The organism is Protofrankia sp. Cj3, assembly GCF_917627355.1.
GTDB lineage: Bacteria > Actinomycetota > Actinomycetes > Frankiales > Frankiaceae > Protofrankia.
The window spans coordinates 1-4209 of the sequence record NZ_CAKJTR010000279.1 but is presented as its reverse complement, the minus strand read 5'-3'; the positions used below and the strand labels follow the sequence as shown (position 1 = coordinate 4209).

At 72.5% G+C, this 4209-nt stretch carries 3 protein-coding genes and 1 pseudogene; 3 read left to right on the top strand and 1 reads right to left on the bottom strand.

Features of this window, described 5'->3' with window-relative positions; genetic code table 11:
* The 3 genes and pseudogenes from MJ783_RS22270 to MJ783_RS22260 form a co-directional block, all read left to right on the top strand.
* A pseudogene (locus MJ783_RS22270) lies at window positions 1–352 on the top strand (hypothetical protein); the annotation flags it as partial.
* A gap of 91 nt (window positions 353–443) precedes the next feature.
* Window positions 444–1124 carry a response regulator transcription factor gene (locus tag MJ783_RS22265; protein ID WP_239313609.1) on the top strand — a complete coding sequence of 227 codons (681 nt, stop codon included), beginning with the start codon at window positions 444–446 and terminating at the stop codon, window positions 1122–1124.
* Between the two features lie 80 nt (window positions 1125–1204).
* The gene (locus tag MJ783_RS22260) at window positions 1205–2518 is read left to right on the top strand and encodes a cell wall metabolism sensor histidine kinase WalK (RefSeq protein WP_239313607.1); all 1314 of its coding nucleotides are present in this window, start codon (window positions 1205–1207) and stop codon (window positions 2516–2518) included.
* Between the two features lie 46 nt (window positions 2519–2564).
* Here MJ783_RS22260 and recN read toward each other — a convergent pair.
* Window positions 2565–4209 (bottom strand): DNA repair protein RecN (gene recN, locus MJ783_RS22255; RefSeq protein WP_239313605.1); only part of this gene is annotated, 1645 nt, incomplete at its 5' end.

The window sequence follows — 4209 nt, the reverse complement described above, 5'->3', positions numbered from 1 at the left end:
CTGGAGACTGCGGAAAGCCACCGCGGTGACGGAACAGCTGGCCAGCTCGCCGGCCGTGGCTGTGGACGTGCCAGTCGTCGCCGGCGCGGCGAGCCGGCCGGCCGGGACCGCGGGCACGGCGGCAAGCCAGCCGAGTGGGGAACAGCGTCAGTCCGCCACCCCCACCGCCCCCACCGCGGCTGCCACGGCAGCCGGCGGCAACCCGGTCGCGCTGCGGCTCGTGGCCGCGCTCCTCGCGGTGGTCGCCGCGACCGGTACGGTCGTACAGGTGGTACGGATCGGCGACGCTGGCGCCAAGGCCGCGTGGTCCGACGTCCCTGCCGCGCCCCGCCCCGACGCGGACGGGGGATGATCTCGTCTGCCTGACCGCCTGACCGCCTGACCGCCCGACCGCTCGCCCGACGTCAGAGCTACCGCCAGACCGTACGGAGGTCCTGCATCCGGTGAACGCCCCGGCCGGGCACCAGCCCCGGCTGCTCCTCGTCGAAGACGAACGCGCGCTCGCGGGACTGCTTGCGGGGGTCCTCGGGGAGTCCGGCTACGCGGTCGAGCTGGCCACCGACGGCCAGCAGGGGCTGCATCTCGGCCTGACCCGCCGTTACGACGTCGCCATCCTCGACCGGGGCCTGCCCGTGCTGGACGGCATTGACCTGCTCCGGGCGCTACGCCGACGCGGTGTCGCGGTTCCGGTGCTGGTCCTCACCGCCCGGACCGCCATCGCCGACCGGGTCCAGGGCCTCGACGCCGGTGCCGAGGACTACCTCGGCAAGCCGTTCGACCTCGACGAGCTCCTCGCTCGGCTGCGGGCGCTGCGCCGTATCCATCTCGCGGAAGCGAACCTCCTCCCCCTGCCCGATGGTCGCAGCCTGCACGTGGCCGACAGGTCCGTCCGGCTCCCCGATGCCAGCCCGCTGGTGCTGTCCGAACGCGAGTGCGAGCTGCTCGCCGTCCTCGCCACCAGGCCAGGGCAGGTCTTCGAGCGTGACGAGCTGCGCCGCCGGGTATTCCCGGACGCCGACCCGTCCGTCGTCGACGTCTACGTCCACTACCTGCGGCGCAAGCTGGGGCGGTCGATCGTGCGCACCATCCGCGGCGTCGGCTACCGGCTCGGGGAGCCGGGATGACCCGAATCGGCGGGCCACGGCCGTCCCCGCCCGTCGTGTTCCGGGGACGGCCTGCCAGGCGGCCCCGGCGCGCGGGTGGCATGAGCGCCGATGACCAGCTGCTGGCGGCGGCCCGCCGCCGGCTCACCGGCCAGGTGGCTCTTGCCGTGTCGGCGGCGATCCTGATAGTCGTGAGCGTCGCCTATTTGATCGTCAGCTATGAGCAGCGGCAGGACGTCGACCGCCAGCTGCGCTCGGCCGCGGCCCGCGCCGAGGACGTCGACGATCCCCCGGACGGCATAACGCTCTTCCTCCGCCGGACGGGCGAACCGCTGCAGGCAAGCCACGGTGCCCCGGCCAACCTCGCGGACCTGGCCTCGATCGATGCGACTGCCCGGGATGGTGTCACCCGGTCCACCCAGCACCGGCTGGGCCAGGGTGACACCTACAAAATGATCACCGTCCGGCGAGACGGCCTCATCATCCAGACGGCGTTCGATCTCAGTGACCTGAACCGACAGACCGACCGGCTGCTACTCGGCCTCGGCTTCGCGGGCGTCTCGGGGATCGGCGCGGTCCTGATGGTCAGCATCACGGTCGGGCGTCGTGCGGTCGCGCCGCTGCGGGATGCGCTCGACCGCCAACGCCAGTTCGTCGCCGATGCCGCGCACGAGCTACGGACCCCGCTCACGCTGTTGCACACCCGCGCCCAGGTGTTCGAACGCGCCGCGGGCAAAGCCGGTGTGCCCGCTCTCGCCGCCGAGGCGGGTGAGATCGTCGCGGACAGCCGCCGGCTCGCGGATATCGTTGAGGATCTGCTGGTATCCGCCGAACTCGCGCACAGCCCCGGTCGGCGAACCCCGGTGGATCTCGGCCGGGTCGCGCACGAGGTCGCCGCGGCCGCGCAGGCGTACGCCGCCGAACTGGGCGTGACACTCACCGTCACGGTCGCCGATCTGGCCGCTGGCAGGGCGATGCCGGCTGAGGCAGACCGTCGCGCGGTCGTTCTCGGCGCTGAGCCGGCACTGCGCCGGGCCGTCTCCGCGCTGCTGGACAACGCGCTCGGGCACACCCAGAGCGACGGATCGGTGACCATGACAGTGGCTCCGGCGAACCCGAGTGGCGTTGTCACCCTGCGGATCACAGATACCGGGCAGGGGCTCGAGCCGACCGCCGCTGACGATCTCTTCACCCGCTTCCACCGTGGCCAGCAAGTCGGTGACCGGCGCCGGTTCGGTCTCGGCCTGGCCCTCGTCCAGGAGATCGCGGCGAACCACGGCGGGACGGTCACGGCGGCAGGCGCGGTGGGCCGCGGCGCTACGTTCACGCTCTCCCTCCCGGCGGCTGGGGAGCACGACAGCCCGTCCGCCGCGGCGCAGGCCCGCTTCACCTATGGACGCCACTCCCATGCGTGAGAACGGAGAGCGGCTTTCGCGTTACCACGGCTCATCGATGATCTTCTTACGGCGTGTTCCGGAGTTCCTCATCCATCGCCACGCGACGCACACGCCCCAGCCCCACCCCTTGATCCACAGCTTGTTGCCGGGCGCTCTTATCGAAAATCTTCTTGTCAGCCGCGGCGTTGGCGAGCAGTTCCTCAGCGTGCCCGTGGGCCAGGGCGCTCTCCTCGACGCCCGCGAGCATCCGGGACAGTTCCCGCACCCGGCCGGCATCGTCGAGCGTCACCACGCCGCTGCGGGTCACCGAACCGTCGTCCGCCTTCGTCACCACCAAGTGCCGGTCCGCGAAGGCCGCAACCTGCGGCAGGTGAGTGATACAGATCACCTGATGGGTCCGCGCGAGCCGGGCCAGCCGGCGGCCGACCTCGACCGCGGCACGCCCGCCCACCCCGGTGTCGACCTCGTCGAACACCATTGTCGTGGTCGTGTCGGCGGTGGCGAGCACGACCTCGATAGCCAGCATGATCCGGGACAGCTCACCGCCGGAGGCCCCCTTGTGCACCGGGCGTGCCGGTGCGCCCGGATGCGGCACCAGGCGCAGTTCGACCTCGTCAGCCCCGGTCGGCCCATAGGCGACGAGCTGGCCGTCCACGGGTATGCCAGCGGGATCCGCGCGCTGGGAGACAACCGCCTCGACCCGGGCCCTGGGCATCGCCAGACCCGCAAGCTCAGCGGCCACCGCCGCGGCGAACCTGTCCGCGGCGGCACGGCGAGCCGTGCTGATCTCAGTGGCATGCGTGCTGAGGTCAGCCACCAGCCGGTCGCGTTCGGACGCCAGCTCCCCGGCCCGGTCGCCATCGGAGTCGATCTCAAGCAGGCGCCGCCCGGCCTGCTCCGCCCATGCCAGGACCCCCGGCAGATCGGTGCCGTGCGCTCGGGCAAGGCCCGCGAGAGCCGCCTTGCGGGCCTGCACGGTGGCAAGGCGGCCAGGATCGGACTCGACGCCGGCCGCGTAGGAGGCGAGGTCCGCGGCGACGTCGGCGAGCAGCATCCCGACCTCGTGCAGGCGGTCAGCCAGGTCGGCAAGATCCTGGTCGAGGGACGCCTGCGCGGCGACCAGCCGATGAGCGGCGCCCAGCAGGTCGACGGCGCCCGGCGTATCGTCACCGGCCGCGGGGTCGCTCACCAGCACCGTGTGCGCGCCGCTGGCGGCCTGCATCAGCGTCTCGGCGTGTTCCAACCGGCGCAGCTCGGTGTCCACCGCCGTGTCCTCGCCGGGATACGGGTCAACTCGTTCGATCTCCGCGAGGCCGCCGCGCAGGATCTCCGCCTCGGCCGACCGCTCCCGGGCCCGTTCGGTGATCTCGGCGAGCAGGCTGGAGACCCTGCGCAATCGCGTGTAGACGGTGGTGTAAGCCACCAGCGGCCGCTCCACCGCGGCACCCGCGAACCGGTCGAGGGCACCGCGCTGCTCACCAGCACGCAGCAACCGTTGCTGGTCGGACTGGCCGTGCACCGCGATCAGCCCGTCGGTGATCTCGGCAAGGAGACTGGCCGGGACAGACCGGCCGCCGATGTGCGCCCGGGAGCGGCCTTCCTCGGTCAAGGTCCGGCCGATGAGCAGGCTGTCGTCGTCGCACTCGCCGCCCGCGTCCCGGACCCGTTCGGCCAGCGGGCTGCCAGCCGGGGTGACCAGCCGCCCGCCG

What these genes read in the sequence shown, in the direction of transcription:
- MJ783_RS22260 (WP_239313607.1), top strand. Translation starts at nt 1,205, where the DNA reads ATGAGCGCCGATGACCAGCTGCTGGCGGCGGCCCGCCGCCGGCTCACC.